Here is a 22,315-nt window from a genome sequence, read left to right on the forward strand (position 1 = left end):
AGTCGAAAGAGACGCGGGCCGGATGGCCGTCGATTCGCCATCTCCCCGCTGCGGGAACAGCGCGCTTACTTCTTCGCGGGCTTGCCGGGCGCCGCGGGGGTCGAGGGCTTGGCCGACGACGGCGGGGTGGGGGAGGAGGGCGGGGTGGCGGAAGACGGCGGGGTGGCGGAAGACGGCTTGGCCGACGACGCCGGCGAGGGCTTCGCCCCGGGCTTTCCAGGCTTCGCCGGAGGGGCCGAGGCGGCAGGCGCAGGGGTGTCCTCGTAGGGCTCGTCGGACGCAGGCGCAGGCTGCTCCTCCGCAGGAGCCTCGGGCTCGGCGGGAGGCGCCGACTCCGCGGGCTTCGTCGCCGGATGCAACGTCAGCGGCCGCGCCTCTCCATCCGTGCGGCGGACCCAGATCACCGCGGTGCCGCTCGCGACGCTCGCATAGCGGCCGTCCTCGGTGCGGATCTCCTCGTTGACCGCCTCGATGACAGCATCGCCGCCCACGGCGCAGGCGGCCTTGCGGAGCGACTCGAGGCGCTCGGCCTCCGTCCTCGCCTCGGGATCGCTCGCGATGGGCTGAAGGCGATGGTACTCGCGATCGGGGAGCTGGCCCGCCGGCACGACGTGCATGTCGCTGCAGAACTCACCGGAAGGCGTGCGTTTGTCCCGGAAGGGGGTGCTGCAACCGGCGATCAGCGCGGCACCCAGTGCCGCCGAGAGGAGGAGGCGCTGCATGCTGCCTTCTTACCAGCGATGCGACGCACGATGCAAACCCCGCGCGCCTCCGGCGACGCTGACGCGCAGCGCAGGCGTCTCCCGGTGCAACGGCCGCCACCGTCCTGTCATCCAGGCGCACCTCCGCTCCGGATGTTCCGATGGCCGCCACCGTCCTGACATCCAGGCGCACCTCCGCTCCGGATGTTCCGATGGCCGCCACCGTCCTGACATCCAGGCGCACCTCCGCTCCGGATGTTCCGATCTCGTGGCCGCCTGGCTATGCTCGCGGGCGATGCGCCAGCCCGCACGCCCCTCTCCGCTCGTCCTGCTCGGCGCGGCGCTCGCCACGACGCTCGCGACCGCGTGCGGCGCGCCCCGGACGCCGCCCGCCGCGGCGCCGGACAGCGCGGCCCCCGCCGAGGCGAGCGCCCCGAACGCCGCCGCGTGCCTAGCGGCCGCCACCGCGAAGCGGGAGGCCCGGGCCGACGAGCCGCAGCGCGTCGGCGTGAAACACATCCTCGTCCGCCACGCCGGCGCCGAGCGCGCCGACGGCGCGACCCGCACGCGCGAGCAGGCGTGCCTGCGCGCGATGGAGGCGCGCGACAAGATCCGCGGCGGCGCCGACTTCGACGAGGTGGTCGCGGCGTACAGCGAGGAGGCGGGCGCCGCGTCGCGCGGCGGCTCCCTCGGCACCATCGAGCGCGCCGACGTCCTGCCGCCGTTCGCCGACGCGGCGTTCGAGCTCGACCTCCATCAGCTCAGCGACGTCGTGGAGACCCGCTATGGATTCCACGTGATCTTCAGGACGGAATAGCGCTCCTGCCGACAGGACCTCTCCTGCGCTCCGCGCGTCGACACGGCGCGCTCGACTTCCGCATACCGCCGCTCTCGGCGTGACGCCGTGTGCGCGCGCGTGGAGCAAGGTGCGCGCGTCGCGCAGGGCGCGCGCGCAAAGCAAGGTGCGCGCGTCGCGCAGGGCGCGCGCGCAAAGCAAGGTGCGCGCGTCGCGCAGGGCGCGCGCGCAAAGCAAGGTGCGCGCGTCGCGCAGGGCGCGCGCGGCTCGTCCTCCGCGGGAGGGTTGCGTTCCCGGCGGAGGCGCAGCATGAAGCTCCCATGCGCGCCCACAAGCTCCTCGCTGCCTTTGCTGTGATGATCGCCTCACCGGTGCTGTTGATCGCGGCGTGCAAGTCCAGCGACGAGCCCGCGGAGGTCGCCCCCGCGCCGGCCGACGTCACCGCGCCGACCGCGACGGCGACGGCGCCGTTGCCCGCGGCGACCGGGACCGTGCCGGCCGCGACGCCGACCCCGGCCGCGCCCCCCGCGACGGCGAAGGCGTCGCCTGCGCAGCCTGCGGCCGCGGGAGCGAAGGTGGACGCGGGCGCGGGCGCGGCCACCGACGCCGGCGCGCAGACGGACGCCGGCGCGCCGGCGACGCCCGACGCGGGCGCGCTCTCGGGCAAGCTCGCGGCGTGCGCCGCCAAGTGCCAGTCGATCCTCCAGACCTGCCTCACGCCGAAGTTCCCCGCGGACGGCGGCCTGCCCAGGATCGAGAACCCGACGGCGTGCCAGGAGTCGTTCGACGCGTGCCGCACCGCGTGCGCGCCGTAGCGCCCGCCACGCCCGGCGCGCCGCAGCGCGCCCATCGCCTCGCGCGCAGCGCGCCGGCCCCGCGCGATCCTAGCGCGGCGCGCCCGCCGTCGCGGCCGGCAGCGTCACCCGGAAGAGCGCGCCGCCGGCCGCCCCGGTCGTCACGCTGATGTCGCCCCGCATCGCCTCGACGAGGTGCTTCGCGATCGACAGGCCGAGCCCCGTGCCGCCCGACGCGCGGGAGCGCCCCGGATCCACGCGGTAGAACCGCTCGAACACGCGCGCCTGATGCGCCGCGGGGATGCCGGGGCCGTCGTCCTCCACCTCCAGGACGACGCGCCCGTTCCCGCCCCGCGCGCGCACGACCACGCGCGAGCCCTCCGGCGTGTGCTGGATCGCGTTGTCGACGAGGTTGGTCAGGATCTGGTCCAGCGCGCGCGGATCGGCCGCGACGAGCGTGCCGGGCGCGACGTCGACCTCCACCGCCGTCTTCTTCTCCAGCGCGCGCCCGCGCAGGAGCGCCACCGCCGCCTCGGCCTGCGCCGCGAGATCCAGCGGGCCCTGCGACAGCGTCCGCTCGCGCCCCTCGATGCGCGACAGATCGAGCAGGTCGTTCACGAGCCGGTGCAGCCGGGCCGCGTTGCGGTCGATCACCTCGACGAAATCCCGCGCGGCCTCGGGGTCGTCGAGCGCGCCGTCCAGCAGCGTCTCGCTGCTCGCGCGGATCGACGCGACCGGCGTGCGGAGCTCGTGCGACGCGTTGGCGATGAAGTTGCGCTGCAGCCCCTCGATGCGCCGCAGCTCCGTCACGTCGAAGAAGACCGCGACCACCCCCGCCGCGCCGCGGCCCTGCGCCGGCAGCGTGAGCGGCGCCGCGTTCACGACGAGGGTCCTCCGCCCCGGGGGCCCCGACGCGCCCGGCGCCGCGGGCGCGATCTCGATCTCGCGCGTCGCCGCCGCGCGCGCGAGCGCGACCTCCTCGATGAGCTCGTGCAGGCTCGCCGAGCGGAGCACCTCGATCGGCGGGCGGCCGACCGCGTCCCCGCGGATGCCGAGGAGCTGCGACAGCGCCGGGTTCACCAGCGAGATGTCGCCCTGCTCGTCCGTCACCAGCACGCCCTCGCGCATCGACTCGAGCACCGCGCCGAAGCGCTCGCCCTCGCCCCCGAGCTCGCGCCGCGAGTGCTCGAGGCTCTCGGCGAGGTCGTCCAGCGCGCCGCCGAGCGCGGCGATCTCGTCGCTCCCCTGGACGCGCGCGCGCCGGCTGAGGTCGCCGCGCATCTCCCGCGCCACGCCGGTCAGGTACACGAGCCGCCCGGAGAGCGCCCGCGCCCCGACGAGCGCCGCGCCCACGGCGAGCGCGAGGGCGAGCAGCGTGCCCTGCACGACGCGCGCGTGGGCGGCGGACAGGCTTCGATCGATCGCGACCGGCTCGAACGCGAGCCGCACGATCCACGGGCCGTCCGGCCGGTCGAGCCGTTGCGCGGCGTAGAGCATCCGCATCTGCGTCGTCCTGCTCACCCGCTCGCTGCGCCCGACGCCGTGGTGCCGCGCGTCGGCGACCTCGTCGCGCGTCGCGTGCCTGTCGAGATCCCCGAGCCGCTCCGGCGCCACCGACGAGTCGCCCCGCACCACGCCCGCCGGATCGATGAGCGTGACGCGCGCGCCCGCGCGGTCCGACAGCGTCGCGGCGAGCGCGGCCGCCTCCGACGCGAGATCGCCCGCCCTCGCCACCGATTCGGTGACGAGCGCCGTCCGCACCGCCAGATCGGCCTCCGTGTGCTGCCCGAGCTCTGTCCCGAGCGTCTTCACGACGTAGCCGTCGAACACCACCGCCGCGAGGACCGCGATCCCAACGGCGAACGCGATGAGCTTGCTTCGAATCCCCATATCGTCCACGCGCGCCACGTGAGCCGCGCGCCACGTGAGCCGCGCTCGCGGTGCGCGCCAGAATCCGTGATGTTACCTGGTTTCGTCCGCAACGTGACGATTCGTTGACGTGATGCGGGGAGACGGCTAAACGCCACCCCCCATGGGACTGACCCGTGACGCGGTCTTCTTCGACGCGCTGGCCGACCATGCGCAGCGCAGCGTCGCTGCGAGCGAGCTCCTGCTGACGATGCTCGACCGGCTCGACGACGCGCCGGCGTTCGCGAAGAAGATCTCCGACCTCGAGGACGAGGCCGACAAGATCACCCACGGCTGCCTGGCGGCGCTGCACCAGACCTGGATCACCCCGCTCGACCGGGAAGAGATCCACGCCCTCATCACCCGGCTCGACGACGTGCTCGACTGCATCGAGGCGGCGAGCGTGCGGCTCGTGCTGTTCGAGATCGACAGCCCGCTCCCGGAGGCGCGTCAGCTCGCGCAGGCGGTCGTCGCGTCGTGCACCGCGATGAGCTCGGCCGTCCAGTCGCTCCGGGATCTCAAGCGGCAGCCGAACCTCCTCGAGCTCTGCGTCGAGATCAACAAGCTCGAGAACGTCGCGGACGGGCACTACCGCGCGGCGCTTGCGGCGCTCTTCCGGAAGGGGAACGACCCGCTCCTCGTGATGAAGTGGCGCGACATCTATGACCTTCTGGAGAACGCGACGGACCGCTGCGAGGACGTCGCGAACATCATCGAAGGCATCGTGCTCGAGCACGCATGACCACCTACATCCTCATCATCATCGCGATCGCGTTGGTGTTTGATTACATCAACGGCTTTCACGACGCCGCGAACTCGATCGCTACCGTCGTCTCGACGCGCGTCCTGTCGCCGCGCACCGCGGTGCTCTGGGCGGCGGTCTTCAACTTCATCGCGTTCGCCCTGTTCGAGCCCACGGTCGCGCGCAACATCGCGAAGGGCGTCGAGCCGGCGTTCATCACCCCGAACGTCATCCTGGGCGGCCTGCTCGGCGCCATCGTCTGGAACCTGCTCACGTGGTGGTGGGGGCTGCCGTCGTCCTCGTCGCACGCGCTGATGGGCGGGTTCGCCGGGGCCGCGGTCAAGAGCGCGGGGCGGCTGTCCGTGCTCGACGCGACCGTCTTCGGCAAGACCGCGGCGTTCATCCTCGTGTCGCCCCTGCTCGGCGCGATCATCGGGTACGCGCTCATGCGCGCGATCCACCTGTTCGCGCGGGGCTGGACGCCGGGGAAGGTGAGCTCCCGGTTCCGCCGGCTCCAGCTCCTCTCCGCGGCCGCCTACTCGCTCGGGCACGGCGGCAACGACGCGCAGAAGACGATGGGCATCATCACGGCGCTGCTCATCGCCGCGGGGCTCCAGCAGGGCGGCGACGACCCGAAGCCGATGCTCTGGGTCGTGCTCGTCTGCCACGCCGCGATGGGCCTCGGCACGCTCTCCGGCGGCTGGCGCATCGTGAAGACGATGGGCATGAAGATCACGAAGCTGAAGCCGGTCGGCGGCTTCGCGGCCGAGACGGCCGGCGCGGCGACGCTGTTCAGCGCCACGGCGCTCGGCATCCCGGTGAGCACGACGCACACGATCACGGGGGCCATCGTCGGGGTCGGCGGCGCGAGCGGGCGCCTCTCCACGGTCCGCTGGGGCGTCGCCGGCCGCATCGTGTGGGCCTGGATCTTCACGATCCCCGCCTCGGCCATCCTCTCCGCGACCATCTACACCCTCGCGCGGCTCATCAGCGGCGAGCCCTGATTCGAGGCCCGGCGCTCCGTCAGCCCTCGCCGCCCTCGCCGCGCGGCCGAGCGCGGCGCGGCGGCGAGCGTCGCGGCGCCGCGCGGCCGCGGGCGAGCCCGGCAAGCGCGCGCCGCCCCGCGGCCAGGGCTTACGGAGCGCAGGGCGGGCTCCATGGAGCGCGCCCATGCGGGTGCTCGTGACGGGGGCGACGGGGGCGCAGGGCGGGGCGATCGCGCGATCTCTGCTCGCGCGCGGGCACCGCGTGCGCGCCCTGATCCCGCGGCCCGGCGACCCCGCCGCGGCGAGGCTCATCGATCTCGGGGCCGAGGTCGCGCAGGGCAGCCTCGACGAGCCCCGATCGGTCGTGCGGGCGGCGGCCGGCGTCGACGCTGTCGTCGTCGCCGGCGCGCCGCTCGAGGGCGCGGCCCCCGCCGAGGTGCGGCGCGGGATCATCGTCGCCGAGGCGGTCAAGGCGGCCGGCGGCGCGCACCTCGTCTACACGTCGGCCGCGAGCGCCGACAGGGGCACGGGGGTTCCCCACCTCGAGGGCAAGGCGGCCGTCGAGCGGCACATCGCCGCCCTCGGCGTCCCGTGCACGATCCTCGGGCCCGTCCACCTCATGGAGAGCCTCCTCTCGCCCGCGTCGCTCCACGCCCTCCGCCGCGGCGTGCTCGCCGTCCCGCTCCCGGAGCGCTGCCCGTTCCAGCAGCTCGCGACGGACGACATGGCGCGCTTCGCGGCCCTCGTGATCGAGCGCCGGCGCGACTTCCTCGGCCGCCGCGTCGAGCTCGCCTCGGACGAGCTCACCGGCGCCGAGGCCGCGGCGGCGCTCTCCCGCGTCGCCGGCCGCGAGATCCGCTATGCCGAGGTGCCGCTCTCCGAGGTGCGCGCGCGCGGCGAGGGCCTCGCCGCGATGTTCCGCTGGCTCGCGCGCGGCGGCCACCGCGTCGACATCGAGGCGCTCCACGCCGCCTACCCGGAGGTCGGGTGGCGGCGGTTCGAGGGCTGGGCGCGCGAGCACCTCGGCGGCGCGCTGACCCGCGCTGTCGCCTGAGCCGGCGCGGGCCGCGCGGCTCAGCCCGCCGGCGCGGGCGCGCGGCTCGGCCGGGTGCCCCCGAGGCTGATGAAGTGGTCGAGGATCCAGGTCTTGAAGCGCTGCAGGTCGAGCCGGTCGAGCAGCGGCAGGAACGCGCGCTCGACGCCGTCCTCGCGGCGGATCGAGGCGAAGTCCAGCACGCCGACGTCGTTCGCCGCGAGCACGTACGGCATCACCTCGGTGCGCCCCTCGTCGAACGCCGACAGGAGCAGCGACCCCTTCAGGAAGGCGGCCGACACGTCGAGGAACGCGGGGCGGATGCCGCGGATGTACCGGCTGAACGGCTCGGCGATGACGCGCTTGTCCGGCGTGTCGCGGAGCCCGGCGCCCTCGAGCTGGTGCTTCAGGAACTCGCTCGCCGACATGCCGGGGTGCTCCTTGCGGCGGCGCTCGGCCTCGTAGCCCTCGGCCACGATCACGAGCGCGTAGTCGGCGCGCCCGAGCCCGTCGGCGAGCTCGGCCAGCACGTCCTGGGGGAAGCGGAAGAAGGGGAGCACGATGAGGTGCGCCCGCGCCGCCACCGCGCAGTGCAGCGCGTGCCGCCCGCTGCGGTTGCCCATCATCTCGAGGATGTAGATGCGCTTGTGCGTGTACGCGTCCTCGTAGAGCCCGCGCGCGATGTTGGCGCCCGTCTCCACGCCGGACAAAAAGCCGATCGCGCGATCGCCCTCCAGGTCGTTGTCGATGGAGACGTTGACGAAGCCGGCCTGCGGGCGCACGTCGAACTCCTGGAGCCACGCCTTGATGCCCTCGAACGTGCCGTTGCCGCCGACGCAGATGAGGTGCGTGAACCCCTGCTCCTTGAACTTCGCGGCGGCCTGCTTGCGCTTCTCGCGCTCGAGGAACCCGGTGTATCGCTCGGTCCGGAAGTCGCTGCCGGCGTCGAGCACGCGGCGCCCCATCGAGCGCGCCGGGATGCCTTGCGCGAGCAGCGCGTAGCGCTGGCGGCGGCTCATGATGAGGCGCTCGAACTGGGGCTGGGCGCGCGCGTCCGCGGTCAGTGAGCGGAAGCCCTCGGTCGCGGCCCACACCTCGTAGCCTCGTCGCGCCGCCTCCTCGGTCAGCGCGACAGCGACCGAGGAGTAGCCGGGGGCATTGCCGCCGTCGAAGACGAGCAGCAGGCGCTTGTCCGATGCCGGGAGGGTGTCGGGACGTCCGAACTCGACGATGCTGGTCATGGCGTCGGCCTTCTACCACGCGACGCCTCGGGTGGCCGAGCGATTGTCACGATTCGAAGCGCTCGCCGGACGACGCCGGGCGTTGAGCGACCGTGCCGCGCCGCGTGGTGTCGAGCGCGGTTGCCGCGTCGCGCGGCGTTGAACGACGGTGTTGTGCGGTGTTGGATGACGGCGCCTTTCGCGGCTGAACGAAGGCGCCTTTCGCCGTTGAACGGAGGCGCCTCTCGGCGTCGAGCCAAGGCGCCTCTCGGCGTCGATCAGCCGGTGTTCCGCATCCCGGCGGCGATGCCGTTCAGCGTGAGCAACAGCGATCGATCGCACCCGGAGTCGCCGCCGCGGCTCGCCCGCAGGAGCTCGACTTGCAGGAATGAAAGGGGGTCCACGTAGGGATTGCGCAGCGAGATGGACCGCTGGAGCGTCGGATTGCCCTCGAGCAGCCGCCGGTTGCCCGTGAGCCGCTGGAGCCACGAGCGCGTCCGCTTGTATTCCGCGATGATCCGCGGCGCGACCACCTTGCGCGCCGCGGCCGGCGCGAGCTCCGCGTAGCCCGCGAAGATCGCCATGTCGGCCTTCGCGAGCACCATCTCCACGTTATCGATGACCGCCCGGAAGAACGGCCACGACGCCATCATCTCCTTCAAGAGCTCCGCGCCCTCGGGGCGCTGGCCCATCGCCTCGAGCCCGCTGCCCACGCCGTACCACCCCGGCAGGATCGCCCGGTTCTGCGTCCACGCGAAGACCCACGGGATCGCGCGCAGCGACTCCAGGCCGCCCGCGCGCCGCTTGCTCGGGCGCGAGCCGAGCGGCAGCCGCGCGATCTCGTCGATCGGGGTCACCGCCGTGAAGAACTCCACGAACTTCGGCTCCTCCCAGACGAGCTCCCGGTACACGCGCCGCCCCGTCTCCGCGAGCTCGTCGAACGCCGCGGCGTAGCGCAGCTCGGACGCGGCCGGCGGCCGCGGCTGCGCGCCGAGCGTGTGGATCAGGACGCCGCTCAGCATGAGCTCCAGCGTGCGCATCGCGAGCTCCGGGCGCGCGTACTTGTGGTCGAGCGCCTCGCCCTGCTCCGTCGCCTTGTAGCGGCCGCCGACGCTGCCGGCCGGCAGCGCGAGCAGCGCCTGGTGCGCCGGGCCGCCGCCGCGCGCCACCGACTCGCCGCGCCCGTGGAAGACGCGCAGCGGCAGCTCCGCCTCGGCCGCGATCTTCGGCAGCGTCTCCTGCACGCGCCGGAGCGCCGCGCTCGCCGCGAGCAGGCCGACCTCCTTGCCGGAGTCGCTGTAGCCGATCATCACCTCCTGCACGCCGCGCGCGAGCACGTGCGGCCGGTACTGCGGGTGCGCGAGCAGCGCGCGCAGGATCCGCGCGCTGTCGTTCAGCGCGCCGAGCGACTCGAACAGCGGCACGACGTCGATGCGCGCGCACGACTTCGCCTCGTCCCAGAGCCCGGCCGCCTTCGCGCACTCGAGCGCCGCGAGGATGTCGTTCTCGCTCTGCGTCATCGACAGGACCAGCGTGCGGCACGCCGACTCGCCGCTGTCGCGCTGCGCGGCGGCGATGCGCTGGAGCGCCTCGAACACGCGGCGCGCCTCCGGCCCCATCTGCGCCGGCTCGACGCGGCCCTCGGCGACCTCGGCCGCCGCGGCGCGCGCGTCCTCGGCGGGCGCGCGCATCTCGAGCTCCGCGAGCGCGAACCCGAGCGCGCGCACCTGCGAGAGCAGCGCGCGGGCCCGCCGCTCGCCCGAGCGCGCGCAGCCCGCGGCGCGGAGACTGTCGGCCACGAGCGTGAGGTCGCGCTCGAGCTCCGCGGGCTCGCGGTACGGGACGGCGAGCGTCGGCTCCTCGGGCCGCACGAAGGCGCGCCCCTCGCGCGCGGGGCCCTGCCCGGAGCGCGCGCGGGACTCGGCGCGGCCGTGCTCCGCGTGCTCGAGCGTCGCGGTGAGGCGCGCCTCGATGAAGCGCAGCTTGCGGCGCCACGGCTCGCCCTCGGTGCGCGGGCCGAAGTGCGCGGACACCTCGGGCATCGCGGCGGCGTCCTCCTCGATCGAGGCGAGCAGCCACGGCGGCGGCGTGACGTGCCGCAGCGACTGCGAGAGCGCGCCGCCGAGCTCGCGCGCCGCGCGGATGAGCCGGCGCAGGCCGCGGATGCGGTAGGCGAACAGCGCGTCCTCGAGGACGGCGGGCACGACGAGCGGGTTGCCGTCCATGTCGGCGCCGACCCACGAGTGGATGCGGAGCGGCACGAACTCGGCGTCGAGCGGCTCGCCGTACGCGGCCTCGAACGCGCGCCCGATCGCGGCGGGCAGCTCGGGGAGCAGGTCCCAGAGGATCTCCTCGATGTACCAGGCGACGTTCTTCACCTCGTCGCCGACGGTCGGGCGATCGCGCCGCACCTCGTCGGTCTGCCAGAGCGCGGTGATCTCCTCGCGGATCTCGGTGAGCTTGAGCGCGGCCTCGTCCGGCGTGAGGTTGCAGCGGTCGCGCTCCTCGAGGTTCTTCGCGATGCGGTAGAGCTTCTCGAGGACGGTGCGCCGCGCGGCCTCGGTCGGGTGCGCGGTGAGGGTGAGCGTCACGTCGAGCGACCGGAGCGCGGCGCGCACGCGCTCGGCGGGCACCCCGGCGTCCTTGAGCGTGCGCATCGCGGCCTCGAGCGACCCGCGCTGCGGGCGCGCGCCGGGGTCGGTCAGGTACGCGCGCGCGCGGCGGATGCGGTGGTGCTGCTCCGCGAGGTTGACGAGGCGGAAGTAGACGGTGAACGCGCGGATGACGGGCTCGATGCGATCCTGCGGCAGGCTCGCGAGCAGCTTGCTGAGCTCCGCGGCTGCGTGCGCGCGCCCGTCGCTGGGGCCGCGACGGCGGCGGATGGCCAGCGTGCGGATGCGCTCCTCGAGCGCGAAGAGCTCTTCTCCCTCCAGCTCGATCAGCACTTCACCGAGCAGGCGGCCAAGCAGGCGGACTTCTTTGCGAAGAGGTCGATCGACCTCACGTCGACGCGGCGGCATGGAGGCGAGCCTAGCGCGACGCGGCGTGAAACGGACCACCGAGTGTGGCCCGGGCGGACGGTCTGGCGGCCCCCGGGGCCGTCCCGGGGGAGGGGTGCGGGCGGGGTGGCGGTCGCCAGCGACCCTGACCCGAGAGATTTCACGTGAAGGTGTAACCGGCTGATTTCGTTTGACTCTTCGCGCTCGCCTTCCTGGTTTGCCGGGGCTCCCGGCGGCGTCCTGGTGGTCGCGGGTGGGCGTGGGTCTGCGCCGGCCCGGCGCACCGGCGGCCCTTTCGAAGCGACTTCGAGCTCGTGTAGCCTCGAGCGGATGGCCGAGGACGTCTTCGGGATCGTCGGCACGACCCAGGGGGCGTTCAAGGTGGAGCGGGTCGTCGCCGAGGGGGGGTTCGGCGTCGTGTACCGGGCTCACCACGAGGCGTTCCGGGCGCCGGTCGCGCTGAAGTGCCTCAAGGTCCCTGCGGCGCTGCCCGAGCAGCTCCGCGCGCGGTTCCTCGAACAGTTTCGCGAGGAGGCGGAGCTCCTGTTCCGGCTCTCGGCCGCGATCCCGGCCGTTGTCCGGCCGCTGCACCACGACCTGATCTCGACGGCGACCGGCGTCTTCGTGCCGTTCATCGCGCTGGAGTGGCTCGAGGGCGGCACGCTCGCGAGCTACATCGCCGCCCGCGCCGGGCTGGGGCTGCCGCCGCTCTCGCCGGGCGAGGCGATCCGGCTGCTCACGCCGGTGGCCCGCGCGCTCGACGCGGCGCACAACTTCCCCGGGCCGGGCGGCCCTGTGTGCGTCGTGCATCGCGATCTCAAGCCGGCGAACATCTTCCTCGCCCGGATCCACGGCGTCGAGGTCATGAAGATCCTCGACTTCGGGATCGCGCGCGCCCGCGACGCCGCGACGGTCATGGCCGGCCAGACCGCGACGACGTCGGGCGGCCTGTCGACGGCGTTCACGCCCGCGTACGGCGCGCCCGAGCAGTGGGCGCCGAAGCGCTTCGGCAAGACGGGCCCCTGGACGGACGTCTGGGGGCTCGCCGTCACCGTTGTCGAGGCGCTCGCCGGCCGCGAGATCATCGCCGGCGATCACGTGGCGATGATGGGCACGGTGCTCGACGAGAAGCGCCGCCCCACGCCGAGGAGCGAGGGCGTGCTCGTGCCCGACGCGCTCGAGGGCGTCTTCCGGCGCGCGCTCGCCGTCGATCCGCGCGATCGTTACCGCGACGTCGGGGCGTTCTGGGACGAGGTCGAGCAGGCGCTCGGGCTGCCGCAGAGCGCGCCGCCGATCGCGGTGCCCGGCCGGGCCGGCGCGCCGCCCGGCGCCCGCCGCCCCTCGGTGTCGCCCGCGGCGCCGCGATCCACGCGCGCGCAGGATCTCGCGGGCCCGGGCCTGACCGCGCCGGCGGCGCTCGCGGACATGGCGACGCAGGAGATCGATCTGCCGGAGCGCGGCGCGGGCCGCGCCTCGCCGCACGGCGTCTCGCCGCACGGCGTCTCGCGCGGCCTCCCGTCGCACAGCCTGCCCACCGAGCCGGTCGTGCCGCTCGCGCTCGACTGGTCTCCGCCGGCGCCTGCGCCCTTCGTGAGGCCGTCCCACGCGCCGTCGAGGATGCCGCCGCCGCTCATGGAACGCGCGCCGGCGCGCCACCCCATGAGCACGGCGGAGCTCATGGCGATGTTCGCCTTGCCGGTGCGGCTCGCGGGCGCGGGCGTCGTCATCACGCTCCTCGATCTCGGGGCCGCGTCGCTGCTCTTCGAGGGGCAGCGCGTCGAGGTGGGGCCGTTCAAGCTCCTCTACCTCGCGGTGGCGCTCGTGGTCCTCGGGATCGGGATCGCGGTGTTCCGGCTGTTCGCGTCGGATCGCTAGCGCGGCGCATAGCGGCGATCTCGCACGACCTCGGCGACGCGCGGCGGGACGGCGCCGTGGGGTCGCTGGGAGCCCGGCGCCTCGCGGGGGCGCCGGCTGCGGGGAAGAAGAATTGGAACCACAGAGGGCACAGAGGGCACAGAGGGGAGAGAGAGGGAAGAGAGGGAGCTCGTTCTCTCCTTCTCCCATTCTCTCCTCTGTGCCCTCTGTGCCCTCTGTGGTTCCTTCTCTCTGGTTCCTTCGCTCGTGAACCCAGCGGCGGCCCCGGAGAGGCGCGGCGCTACGGCTCCTTGCGCACGCCGGTCGAACCGTAACCGCCCGCGCCCCGCGCAGTCGGCTCGAGCGCGGGGACGATGACCACGTCGGCGAGCGCGACAGGGCAGATCACGAGCTGCGCGATCCGGTCGCCCCGGCGCACGGTGAACGGCTCCGCGCCGAGGTTGATCAGGACCACCTTGATCTCCCCGCGGTAGTCCGGGTCAATCGTCCCCGGGCTGTTCAGCACCGTGACCCCGTCGTGGAGCGCGAGCCCCGAGCGCGGGCGCACCTGCCCCTCGTACCCGTCGGGGAGGGCGACCGCGTAGCCCGTGGGCACGAGCTTCCGCTCGCCGGGCGCGATCGTCACCGGCGCGTCGACGGCGGCGCAGAGGTCGAGCCCGACGGCTCCCTCGGATTTGTAGGCGGGGGGAGGGACCTCGATCGGCCCGACGCGAAGGAAAGGCACCTGGATGCGCACGCGCCGAGCCTAGCCGGTCACGGGCGCGGCAGCACCGCCTCGAGCGGCGCGCCCCGGAGCGCCTCGAACGCCGAGTCCGACCACGCCCGCGCCCTGTCGGTGAAGCCCGCCTCCACCGCGTGCCGCAGCAGCTCGATCGCCCGCTCCGAGTTTCCGTCCTTGGCGCTCGCTCGCGCGGCGCCGTAGGCGTCCTCGCTCAGGCCGGCGCGGCGGAAGATCGCCTCGTAGAGCCGCGCCGACCAGTCGAACGCGCCGTGCTCGAAGGCGATCTCGGCCATCTTCCTCGCGTCGTCCTCCGAGAGCTGCTCGACGATGTCGAGGGCCACGGCCGCGGCCCGCGCCACCTCGCCCTGCTCGACGAGCACCCGGATCAGCGGGCCCGCGACCTCCTTCCGGTCGTCCCCGGACGCGCGCGCCGCCTCGAGCGCCTTGCGCGCCTGCTTCAGCTCCCCGAGCGCGAGGTGCACCGCGCCGACGAGCGCCGGGTCCGGATCGCCGTGCTTGCGCGCCTGCGCGAGCGCCTCCCCCGCGCCCTTCGTGTCGCCGAGGAGCAGGTGCGACCAGCCGACGAGCTCGTGCGCCTCCCGGAGCGCGCGCTTCGGCGGCGCCGGGGACTGCGCGAGCACCTCGTTCGCCAGGGCCACCGCGTCGCTCGTCCGCTCGTCCTCCACGGCGCGGCGCGCCCGCTGGAGCAGCAACGCCGTCTCGGGCGGCAGCGGCTCCTCGTGGAGCGCGGCGCGACGGCGGTTCATGGCGGGCGACGGCGCCTCCGGCTCGCTGCGGAACCGCTGCAGGCTCTGGAAGGCGGACATGACGAGGATGAAGGAGAAGAAGAAGAACCCCGCGCGCAGGAAGAGGATGGCGAGGATCACGGCGGAGACGCCCGAGATCGCGGCCGTGAGCCGGGCGCGCCGCGGGCCGAGCGCGTGCTCGAGGACGTGGCCGCCGTCGAACGGGAGCACGGGGATGAGGTTGAGGATGCCCCAGACCACGTTGACCTGGATGAGCATGTCGATCCCGCGGAGCAGCATGGGCGGGAGGGCGTGGAGCCCCGGCACGTAGCGGAGCAGGAGGTGCAGGACGCCGGCGACCAGGAAGCCGGCGAAGGGGCCGGCCAGGCTGATCACCACGTGCTGGAGCCGCCCGAGCGGAAGGAGCGATCGCCACGTCGTCGCCCCGCCCATGAAGTGCAGCGTGATCTCTGGCTCGATCCGGTGGCGCTTGATGGCGAACGCGTGACCGAACTCGTGCATCAGGACCGACAGGAAGACCACGAGGATCCAGACCAGGAAGAGCTGGTACTGTCCTCCGGCCAGGATCCCGTACCCGAGCAGCGCGGCGGACAGCCAGAAGCCGAGCTGGACATCGACCGAGACCCCAAACAGACGGAAGCTCATGGGCATGTTCATAAGGCCTGCGGGCCGCCTGCTCAATGATTGCCGTGCGGACGCAGCCTGCCCTAGAGTGCGCCGCGCGATCTCCCCGCGGCCGCGCGCCTGACCGGCGTCCGCCGCGGCGCGTCGGGCGGGGTCGGCGGAGCGAGCATGGGCAGGGAGATCCGGGTCAGGAGATGGGCGCTTGCCGGGGTGGCCGCGGCGGGCATCGCGTGCGGCGCGGCGCCGCCGCCCGGGCCGTCGGCCGGGCCGGCGTCCGCGGGCCCGCCGCCCCCCGGGGCCGAGCCTGCTGCGGCCGGCGGTCCGGAGGTCGCGCCGCCGCCCGCGCCGTCCGGGGCTGCCGCCGCGGCGCCGCCTCCCGAGCCTGCCGCGCCGCCGGAGCTCACGGTGCCCCCCAACACGGCGGTGCTTCACATCGGCGACTCGTTCGCGCTCGCGGGGTTCGCGCAGGCGCTCCGCCCGCGGATGGACGCGCTGCGGGTGCGCTACGCGGTGAAGGCGGAGACGAGCTCCTACACGGTGACGTGGGCCTCGCGGATGGAGCTCTTGGTCGCGAACTACCAGCCGGATCTCGTGATCATCAGCCTGGGCGCGAACGAGGTGGAGAACGTGAACCCGCCGGCGCACGCGGGCGCGGTCCGGCGCATCGTGAAGGCGATCGGGGGCCGGCCGTGCGTGTGGGTCTCGCCTCCGCTCTGGCGCAAGGACACCGGCATCATCGACGTGATCCGGACGAACTCGGCGCCGTGCCGCTTCTTCGACTCGGACGCGCTCGTGCCCGGCCCCATCGCGCGCAAGAAGGACAGGATCCACCCGAACGAGGAGGGCGGCGCGCGCTGGGCCGACGCGTTCTGGAGCTGGCTCACGGCCGAGCGCTTGCCGCCGGGCGAGGAGGCGGGGGATCCCGCGCTGAAGCGCAGCCCGTGGGCGCTCAGGCCGGCGCCGCCGGAGGAGCATCGGTCGAGGGGGGAGGCGGCGGAGGGCGCGATCCAGCGTGGCGAGCCGGCGAGCGCCTCGGCCGCTACGCCGCTGGCGGGGCCGTGACGCCGACGCCGCGGTGGACAAGCCCCGGGTCGTGGCCGAGCGCGCCGGCGATGGCGGCGCGCACGTCGCGCATGAGGCGGTTGCGGCCGTTGGCGCCGTAGGGGGCCGGATCGATCGGCGGCATGATCGTGACCACCACGCGGTGGTGCTCCTGCACGACGAAATCCTTCGCCCTCAGCACGTGGCGCGTCCCGTCGATCGCGACCGGGAGGATCGGCGTGTTCGTCTCGATCGCCATCCGGAAGCCGCCGCTCTTGAACGGCAGGAGCGCGCCGGTCTTGCTGCGCGTGCCCTCCGGGGCGATCCACACCCGGGTGCCGTCCTGCAGCATCGAGGCGCCGACCTGGAGGCTGGCGCTCGCCTGGACGTGATTGCCCCGGTTGATCCGGATGAACCCGGCCGCCTTCATCGCCTGGCCGAAGATCGGCACGTGGAACAGCTCCTTCTTGGCGATCATCCGCAGGCGCCCAGGGATCGCGCGGAACACGACCGGGATGTCGAACAGGCTCTGGTGGTTCGACATCACGACGAACGGCCGCGTGCCCGCGGCGTGCTCGCGCCCGCGCACCACCAGGTCGACGTCGGCGTCCTCGAGGACCTTGCGCGCCCACCAGTCCAGCCGCTCGTCGCAGCGCTCGAGGGTCACGCGCCTCATGAGCGCGTCCACCACGGTCGGAACGCAGATCCGCGCCGTGTCGAAGATTCCCAGGAACGTCGTCTGAAGGCTCATCGCTCTTGCTCCGCTTGAGGTGAGGAGTCGCGTTGTGCGCTCGCGCCGCGCGCAGAGCATGCCGGGCACGGCGGACGAGCAGCCCTCCGGGGAGCGCCGGGCTCATCCAGGTCAGGAACGCCTGGAGTATACCACTCAACCCCCTGCTGTGGTGCCGGTCACGGTCACTACCACGCGGCGGACGTGGGGGGAACTACGATGCTCCCAGACGTACAGGGCCTGCCATGTCCCGAGCGCGAGGCGGCCGCCGGTGATCGGGATCACCTCGCTCGAGCGGGTGACGGCGCTCCGGAGGTGGCCCGGCATGTCGTCGGGGCCCTCGTCGTCGTGCTCGTAGTCGCGGGCCTCCGGGGCGAGGCGCGACATCCAGCGCTCCAGATCGCGGAGGACGGCGGGATCGGCGTTTTCCTGGATGACGAGGCTCGCGGAGGTGTGCTGGAGGAACACGGCGCAGAGCCCGACGTCGACGCCGGCGGCGGCGACGACGCGCGCGACCTCGCGCGTGATGTCCACGAAACTTCGGCCGCTCGTGCGGACCTCGAGCGTGCGCTGGACGATGGTGGTCACCCCGCCATCTTAGCCGCCTTCGGCGCGGGCGCCCCGCGCGACGTCGACGATCAGCCCCCAGCTCGTCCACTGCTGGAACCAGCCCCCGACGCGCGCAGCAAGCGCCGCCTCGTCGGGCCCCGCGGCGACCTCCTCGCACGCCGCGACGAGCGGCACGCCCCGCCCGAGCGCCTCGAGGAGCGCGAACGCCGGCGGAGCGAGCTCCTCGTAGCGGATGGTGAGATCGGCGGCGCTGCGGAAGACGGCGAGGTGGACCGGGCGCGGCGCGGGCAGCGCGGGCGATCGTCCCTCCCGCAGCTCGCGGCGGAGGAGGTGCGCCGGGTAGCGGAGCCGCACCAGCGTGAGCAGCGGGTGCAGGACGATCCGGGCCGTGGACCAGCCCTCCGCGGGCATGCCGGTCACCTTCGCGGGATCGAGCGGCGGGGGCGCGGCGCCGTCGAACAGGTCGACGAGCGCGCGCTCGTACCGCGCGACGTCGCGCGCGAGCTCCCGGAGGGCAGGGGGGAACCCGTCGTAGACGCTGGAGAAATCGACGACGTCGCGCCCGAGATCGCGCAGCGTGAAGCTCGTGGGCGGGTGCGCCGCGAGGTACGCCCGGGCGAACGTGTCGAAGCCGCCGTCGCCGAGGACGTACGCGAGCGCGGGGTAGTCCTCGCGGAGCGCGTCGACGTGGCGCAGCCAGAACTGCCGGCGGTAGATGTCGGCCTGCTCTGCGGGCGTGAGCCGCGCGCTCGCCGCGACGAGCTCGCCGCACCGGCCGGCGAGCGCGGCGTCGTCCGGCAGCGGCGAGGCGGCCGTGACCAGGCGGGTGAGCTCGCGCATCAGCGCGGCCAGCTCGGCCGGAGGCTCGGGCTCAGGCGGCGCGCGCACGCGCGACCTCCTCCCGGATCGCGCGCGCCTTCTCCGCCTCGGCGGCGAGCACCTCGAACGCCGGGATGTCGTCGTCCCACTCGATCAGCGTCGAGACGTCGCCGGTGCGGGCGACGGCGCGCCGGTACAGCGCCCACACGGCGTCGTCCACGTGGGCGCTGTGCGTGTCGAGGATGTACTTGCCGTGGTGCGTGTGGCCGGCGAGGTGAAACTGCACGATCCGGTGGTGCGGCACCCCGTCGATGTAGGCGTCCGGGTCGAAGCCGTGGTTGAACGAGGAGACGACCACGTTGTTGACGTCGAGCAGGATGCCGCAGTCGGCCTCCTCCGCGACCGCCGCCAGGAACTCCCACTCGGTCATCCGGCTCGCGGTGAAGGTCAGGTAGCTCGACACGTTCTCCAGGGCGAGCCGGACCTCGAGGAAGTCCTGCACCGCGCGGGCCCGCGCCGCGACGTACCGCACGGCCTCCTCGGTGTACGGCAGCGGGAGCAGGTCGTGCAGGTTGACCCCGTGCGCGCCGGTCCAGCAGAGGTGATCGCTCACCCAGGGGGATCGCACCTTGCCGAGCAGCGCCTTGAGCCGGCGGAGGTAGTCGAAGTCGAGCGGATCCGCGCTGCCGATCGAGAGCGAGACGCCGTGCTGGACGAGGCGGTAGCTCGCGAGGGCGCGCTCCAGGTTGGCGATCGGCATGCCGCCGTCGACCATGAAGTTCTCGCTGATGATCTCGAACCAGTCGACGCGGGGCCGGTGCTCGAAGACGTGGCGGTAGTGCGGGATGCGCAGCCCGACGCCGACGCCGAGGTCGGGCAGGCCCAGCCGCATGCGCTCGGGGCTCGCCATGGGGTCACCGCGGCGCGCGCCGCCCGGCGCCGCGGGCGCGCCGCGGGCCAGGCGTTCGCGCGGATCGGCGGCTCAGTGGGCGTGGCCGCCGCACTCGGCGGGCTTGCAGCCGCCCTTGCCCTTGCACTCGTTCTGGCCCGCGCACCCGTGGGAGTCGGTCTTGCAGCCGCCCTTGCCCTTGCACTCGTTCTTGCCGGCGCAGCACGCCTTGGCGCCCGCCTCGGTCGCCTCCGCCGCAGCGGGCTCGCCCGCGGGGGCCGGCGTCTCCGGGTCCGGCGGCGGCGACGAGGCACAGCCCGCGAGGCCCGCCACCATGCCCGACACCGCCGTCAACGCCAACGTCTTGCCCATGTCCATCGCCATCTGAACCTCCACGTTGTAAGGGAGCGGCGTTGACCTCCACGCCTCCGCGACTTCCCCCTGCGCGCACGGCGTCCGGCGGCGTGTCCCGTGCAGTGTGGACACGCCGCCCGCGTGCCGCGTTTCACGGACGACGTAACGTGCATCGGACGGCGGGTGCAAGACAAAGTGTCCGCCGTGGCGCGGCGCTCCTCGCAGCGGCGGGGCTCGCGTCGCTGGGGGCAGCGGGCTGCGGCGGCGCGTCGCGCGAGGGCGCCGGCGCGGCGGGGGGCGCGGCCCCGGGGCGAGGGCTCACGATCGACGCGGTCGCGGCGGAGCTCGAGGCGATGAGCGGGCCGCTGCTGGAGGGGCGCGAGGCGACGTTCCGGGACGTCCTCGCGGACACCGTCGCGAAGGACGCGTACCTGTGCCTGCCGTCCGCGCGCGGCGTCTTCCACGGGGGCGCGCCGGAAGGGGAGCGGCGGATCGCCGGGATGATGCCCCACTACGGCCTGTTCTTCGGCCCCATGAGCTACCTCGTGCGGCGGCGCGGCGGCGCCTGGGAGGTCGAGGCGCGCATCGCCGTCGATCCGCCGGCAGACGCTGGTGCCCGGCTCGAGCTGCCCGACTGCGGGCTCCACGCCGCGCTCGGGGGCGAGATGGTGTGCCGCGGGACGCCGTACGCGCGCTCCGGCTCGACGGACGCGTGCCCGGGCTCGGGCGAGTTCTCGGCCAGGGCGACGCCGGCCGCGATCCGCGCGCTGCTCGCGCGCTGGTCGGCCGAGGTGGAGGGCTACTGGAACCGCGACGCGCGCGCCTTCGGGCTGCCGGTCCGGTACGACTTCGACTTCGTGCTCGCGGACGAGGCGCGCGGGCGGTCGCTGCGGGTCGACCTCTCGGTGCCGCTCTCGCCGACGTGCGGCAGGACGCCGTACTTCAGCGCGATGCGGGCCGGCTGGTCGCTGCCCGTGCTCGCGCACGAGGTGGGCCACGTGCTCGGCCTGCTCGACGAGTACGAGGCGCTCTCCGGGATCGTCCGCTGCTACCCGAAGACGCCGTTCCCGGGCGCCGAGATCAGCCGGATGGGGCTGTCGATGCGGGAGCAGACGAAGCTCCTGCCGGTCCACCACTACCTCGTGCTCCGCCGCTTCTTCTGCCGCGAGCCCGCGTCGATCGACCCCTATGCCGGCGCGATCCGCTGAGCGTCTCGCGGCGCTCGCGCTCGCGGTCGCGGTGCTCGCGGGCTGCCGCTCGGAGCGGGATCGCGGCGCCGCGGACGCGGGCGCGGCGGATGGGGGGGCGGGCGCGGTCAGCGCGGGCACGGCGGACGCGGGCGGACCGGAGGCGGCGCCGCCGCTCGTCGGAGGGCCTGCGGGGCCGAGGCCGCCCGCGCCGCCGGCCGAGCCGCGCTGCCCGCCGGAGATGGTGCGGGTGGCGCGCCGGTACTGTGTCGACCGCTACGAGGCGGTGCTGCTCGACAGGGAGACCGGGCTCGAGATCTCGGCGTTCTATCCGCCGTCGCGGCAGGCGGCCGCGTCCGTCGAGCGGATCTGGTCGAAGATGCGGCTCCAGCTCGGCGACGCGGAGGCGCGGCAGATGGAGCTGCCGCTCCTGCCCGGCTGGCAAAAGCAGCGCGAGTTCGAGCCGCGCGCCGTGTCGCGCCGGGGCGTGCTCCCGCAGGGCTACACGAGCGGCGCGCAGGCGGAGCTCGCGTGCCGGAACGCCGGCAAGCGGCTCTGCACGCTCGACGAGTGGCGGACGGCGTGCCGCGGCGAGCGCGACGAGCAGTTCCCGTACGGGCCGACCTACGCGGACGGGAAGTGCAACGTGTTCCGCGAGGGCCACCCGGCCGCCGTGCTCCACCGCGACGTGACGCTCGGGCACAGCGATCCCCGGCTCAACCTGGTGCGCGTCGCCGGCGCGCCGCTCCTGCGGCGGACCGGCGAGACGGCGACGTGCGCGAGCGCGTGGGAGGACGACGCGATCGCCGACATGGTCGGCAACCTCGACGAGTGGATCGACGACCCGGAGGGGACGTTCGTCGGGGGCTTCTATGCGCGCGCGACCCGGGAGGGGTGCATGGCGCGCGTGACGTCGCACGACTTCACGTACTACGACTACTCGACCGGCGTGCGTTGCTGCGCGGATCTGCGCGCGCCGCCGTGAAGTACGCGCGCAGAGGCGGCGCGCGCTGAGCGTGGCTCCTCCTGAATCACGCTCGCCTGACCAGCCCCTGCCGGACGACCTCCCTGGCGACGAACGGGCTCCATTCCTGTAGCCACTCCAGCTTCAGCCCTCCTTCCAGGTACGCCGTGTAGTACATCTCCCGCGCGGCGATGCACTCCTTGTCGTTGAGCTTCAGGCGTTCGATCGTCGCCTGGACACGCGCGCGCGTCTCGCCGTCGAGGCCCTCCGCCGGAAGCACCTGGAGGAACGACAGCTCGAGGACGAACCAGCCGTCGGGGATCTCCATCGGATCGAGCACGTCCTCGAAGTCGCGCTTGCGCGCGTTCATGAGCGAGCACACGAAGCGGTAGTTGCTCCACTCGTACGCGAGCTCGCGGCGCTTCGATCTCGGCGCGACGTGATCGACCGACCGCGCCCCCGTGCCTCGCGGCACGAGCACGCACAGGTACGCGCAGATGCTGCGGTAGCTATCCCGCAGTCGTTCAGGCACTCCCGCCAGTACGGGGGCAGGGGCTCCACGTTCGCGGCGACGGCGCGCAGGCCGGGCTGCCGG

Annotated in this window: 21 protein-coding genes; 9 read left to right on the forward strand and 12 right to left on the reverse strand. The window is 74.0% G+C overall.

Translation table 11 applies throughout. The features are described from left to right. Window positions 1–65: 65 nt before the first annotated feature. Entirely contained in the window at window positions 66–722 is a 657-nt protein-coding gene (locus tag WMF24_RS17950; RefSeq protein WP_437737642.1) for a hypothetical protein, read from the reverse strand. A gap of 274 nt (window positions 723–996) precedes the next feature. Here WMF24_RS17950 and WMF24_RS17955 point away from each other — a divergent pair, with 274 nt between their 5' ends. Beyond that, window positions 997–1,518 carry a peptidylprolyl isomerase gene (locus WMF24_RS17955; RefSeq protein ID WP_437737643.1) on the forward strand — a complete coding sequence of 174 codons (522 nt, stop codon included), beginning with the start codon at window positions 997–999 and terminating at the stop codon, window positions 1,516–1,518. 299 nt (window positions 1,519–1,817) lie between these two features. After that, on the forward strand, window positions 1,818–2,312 hold the full coding sequence (locus tag WMF24_RS17960; RefSeq protein WP_437737644.1) for a hypothetical protein: 495 nt from the start codon (window positions 1,818–1,820) through the stop codon (window positions 2,310–2,312). Between the two features lie 69 nt (window positions 2,313–2,381). On the opposite strand, the gene WMF24_RS17965 is transcribed toward WMF24_RS17960, so the two are convergent. Further along, on the reverse strand, window positions 2,382–4,181 hold the full coding sequence (locus WMF24_RS17965; protein WP_437737645.1) for an ATP-binding protein: 1,800 nt from the start codon (window positions 4,179–4,181) through the stop codon (window positions 2,382–2,384). 142 nt (window positions 4,182–4,323) lie between these two features. Here WMF24_RS17965 and WMF24_RS17970 point away from each other — a divergent pair, with 142 nt between their 5' ends. The 3 genes from WMF24_RS17970 to WMF24_RS17980 all read left to right on the forward strand — a co-directional run bounded on the left by WMF24_RS17970 (window position 4,324) and on the right by WMF24_RS17980 (window position 6,981). Next, window positions 4,324–4,941 carry a DUF47 domain-containing protein gene (locus WMF24_RS17970; RefSeq protein ID WP_437737646.1) on the forward strand — a complete coding sequence of 206 codons (618 nt, stop codon included), beginning with the start codon at window positions 4,324–4,326 and terminating at the stop codon, window positions 4,939–4,941. Next, window positions 4,938–5,945, forward strand: a complete 1,008-nt coding sequence (locus WMF24_RS17975) for an anion permease (protein WP_437737647.1) — start codon at window positions 4,938–4,940, stop codon at window positions 5,943–5,945. The genes WMF24_RS17970 and WMF24_RS17975 overlap by 4 nt, the downstream gene beginning before the upstream one ends. Window positions 5,946–6,111: 166 nt before the next feature. Next, window positions 6,112–6,981: an NmrA family NAD(P)-binding protein gene (locus WMF24_RS17980; protein ID WP_437737648.1), complete on the forward strand. Its 870-nt coding sequence runs from the start codon at window positions 6,112–6,114 to the stop codon at window positions 6,979–6,981. Window positions 6,982–7,001: 20 nt separating this feature from the next. Here WMF24_RS17980 and WMF24_RS17985 read toward each other — a convergent pair whose 3' ends face one another. Together WMF24_RS17985 and WMF24_RS17990 are read right to left on the reverse strand one after the other, a co-directional pair. Next, window positions 7,002–8,201 carry a 6-phosphofructokinase gene (locus WMF24_RS17985; RefSeq protein WP_437737649.1) on the reverse strand — a complete coding sequence of 400 codons (1,200 nt, stop codon included), beginning with the start codon at window positions 8,199–8,201 and terminating at the stop codon, window positions 7,002–7,004. Between the two features lie 257 nt (window positions 8,202–8,458). Beyond that, window positions 8,459–11,200, reverse strand: coding sequence for a phosphoenolpyruvate carboxylase (locus WMF24_RS17990; RefSeq protein WP_437737650.1), 2,742 nt, complete (start codon window positions 11,198–11,200; stop codon window positions 8,459–8,461). Between the two features lie 309 nt (window positions 11,201–11,509). On the opposite strand from WMF24_RS17990, the gene WMF24_RS17995 reads away from it, so the two are divergent. Then, on the forward strand, window positions 11,510–13,054 hold the full coding sequence (locus tag WMF24_RS17995) for a protein kinase domain-containing protein (protein ID WP_437737651.1): 1,545 nt from the start codon (window positions 11,510–11,512) through the stop codon (window positions 13,052–13,054). Between the two features lie 280 nt (window positions 13,055–13,334). On the opposite strand, the gene dut is transcribed toward WMF24_RS17995, so the two are convergent. Both dut and WMF24_RS18005 read right to left on the reverse strand, forming a co-directional pair. After that, entirely contained in the window at window positions 13,335–13,790 is a 456-nt protein-coding gene (gene dut / locus WMF24_RS18000; protein WP_437737652.1) for a dUTP diphosphatase, read from the reverse strand. A gap of 17 nt (window positions 13,791–13,807) precedes the next feature. Beyond that, window positions 13,808–15,187: a site-2 protease family protein gene (locus WMF24_RS18005; protein ID WP_437737653.1), complete on the reverse strand. Its 1,380-nt coding sequence runs from the start codon at window positions 15,185–15,187 to the stop codon at window positions 13,808–13,810. Between the two features lie 147 nt (window positions 15,188–15,334). Here WMF24_RS18005 and WMF24_RS18010 point away from each other — a divergent pair, with 147 nt between their 5' ends. Beyond that, window positions 15,335–16,228 (forward strand): SGNH/GDSL hydrolase family protein, encoded by an 894-nt coding sequence (locus tag WMF24_RS18010; RefSeq protein WP_437737654.1) that lies wholly within the window; start codon window positions 15,335–15,337, stop codon window positions 16,226–16,228. Here WMF24_RS18010 and WMF24_RS18015 read toward each other — a convergent pair. From WMF24_RS18015 to WMF24_RS18035, 5 genes are all read right to left on the reverse strand, one after another. Beyond that, window positions 16,206–16,958, reverse strand: a complete 753-nt coding sequence (locus WMF24_RS18015) for a lysophospholipid acyltransferase family protein (RefSeq protein ID WP_437737655.1) — start codon at window positions 16,956–16,958, stop codon at window positions 16,206–16,208. The two genes, WMF24_RS18010 and WMF24_RS18015, sit on opposite strands and share 23 nt — an antisense overlap. Window positions 16,959–17,093: 135 nt before the next feature. Then, window positions 17,094–17,525, reverse strand: coding sequence for a secondary thiamine-phosphate synthase enzyme YjbQ (locus WMF24_RS18020; protein WP_437737656.1), 432 nt, complete (start codon window positions 17,523–17,525; stop codon window positions 17,094–17,096). A 9-nt stretch (window positions 17,526–17,534) separates the two neighbouring features. Then, complete coding sequence (locus WMF24_RS18025; protein WP_437737657.1) at window positions 17,535–18,395, reverse strand: HvfC/BufC family peptide modification chaperone; 861 nt, start codon at window positions 18,393–18,395, stop codon at window positions 17,535–17,537. Then, window positions 18,379–19,236, reverse strand: coding sequence for an MNIO family bufferin maturase (bufB, locus tag WMF24_RS18030; protein WP_437737658.1), 858 nt, complete (start codon window positions 19,234–19,236; stop codon window positions 18,379–18,381). The genes WMF24_RS18025 and bufB overlap by 17 nt, the downstream gene beginning before the upstream one ends. Window positions 19,237–19,308: 72 nt before the next feature. Beyond that, window positions 19,309–19,587, reverse strand: coding sequence for a hypothetical protein (locus WMF24_RS18035; protein ID WP_437737659.1), 279 nt, complete (start codon window positions 19,585–19,587; stop codon window positions 19,309–19,311). Between the two features lie 149 nt (window positions 19,588–19,736). Between WMF24_RS18035 and WMF24_RS18040 the strand changes: the two genes are divergently transcribed. Together WMF24_RS18040 and WMF24_RS18045 are read left to right on the forward strand one after the other, a co-directional pair. Beyond that, window positions 19,737–20,777: a hypothetical protein gene (locus WMF24_RS18040; protein ID WP_437737660.1), complete on the forward strand. Its 1,041-nt coding sequence runs from the start codon at window positions 19,737–19,739 to the stop codon at window positions 20,775–20,777. Further along, window positions 20,758–21,741, forward strand: a complete 984-nt coding sequence (locus WMF24_RS18045) for a hypothetical protein (RefSeq protein WP_437737661.1) — start codon at window positions 20,758–20,760, stop codon at window positions 21,739–21,741. Before WMF24_RS18040 ends, WMF24_RS18045 begins: the two co-directional genes overlap by 20 nt. 46 nt (window positions 21,742–21,787) lie before the next feature. Here WMF24_RS18045 and WMF24_RS18050 read toward each other — a convergent pair whose 3' ends face one another. Continuing rightward, window positions 21,788–22,252 carry a hypothetical protein gene (locus WMF24_RS18050; protein WP_437737662.1) on the reverse strand — a complete coding sequence of 155 codons (465 nt, stop codon included), beginning with the start codon at window positions 22,250–22,252 and terminating at the stop codon, window positions 21,788–21,790. Window positions 22,253–22,315: the final 63 nt, after the last annotated feature.

Source organism: Sorangium sp. So ce1335, from assembly GCF_051521615.1.
Taxonomy (GTDB): Bacteria; Myxococcota_A; Polyangia; order Polyangiales; family Polyangiaceae; genus Sorangium.